The 710-nt window shown below is 73.9% G+C and carries 1 protein-coding gene; it reads right to left on the bottom strand.

What is annotated here, in order from left to right; all coding sequences use genetic code 11:
• Positions 1 to 710, bottom strand: a 710-nt coding sequence (locus ACXJMZ_RS37375) for an electron transfer flavoprotein subunit alpha/FixB family protein (protein WP_457034440.1), incomplete at both ends; no start/stop codon positions are given.

Genomic DNA, 710 nt, shown 5'->3' with positions numbered 1-710 from the left:
GCGCGGTGCTGGATGGCGCCGGAGATGCCCGCGGCGATGTAGAGCTGCGGGGAGACCTGCTTGCCGGTCTGGCCGACCTGGTTGGTGTGCGGGTACCAGCCGGCGTCGACGGCGGCGCGGGAGGCGCCGACGGCTGCGCCGAGGGCGTCGGCGAGGTCCTCGACCACGGTGAAGCCTTCGGCTGCGCCGACGCCGCGGCCGCCGGAGACGACGATGGCGGCCTCGGTGAGCTCGGGGCGGCCGGAGGAGACGCGGGGGGTGCGGGCGGTGACGGTGGCGGCGTTGCCGGTGAACGTGATGGTGACGTTCTCGACCGTGCCGGCGGCGGGGGCGGGTTCGGGGGTGGTGGAGTTCGGCTTGACGGTGATGACGGGGGTGCCGTGCGAGACCTTGGACTTGACCTGGAAGGAGGCGGCGAACACCGCCTGGGTGGCGACGGGGCTGCCGTCGGTGCCGGCTTCGAGGTCGACGGCGTCGGTGATGATGCCGGATTCCAGGCGCAGGGCGACGCGGGCGGCGATCTCCTTGCCCTCGCCGGAGGAGGTGAGGAGCACCGCGCCGGCGCCGGCGGTCTTGGCGATCTGGGTGAGCGCGTCGACCTTGGGGACGACGAGCTGGTCGGTGAACTCGGCGGCGTCGGCGGTGTAGGCCTTGGCGGCGCCGTATTCGGCGGCCTTGGCGGCGATGCTCGTGGCGGCTTCGCCTGCGCC

Source organism: Kitasatospora sp. P5_F3 (genome assembly GCF_054049135.1).
The sequence above is the reverse complement of the archived record's forward strand: the minus strand, read 5'-3'. Positions and strand labels throughout refer to the sequence as shown.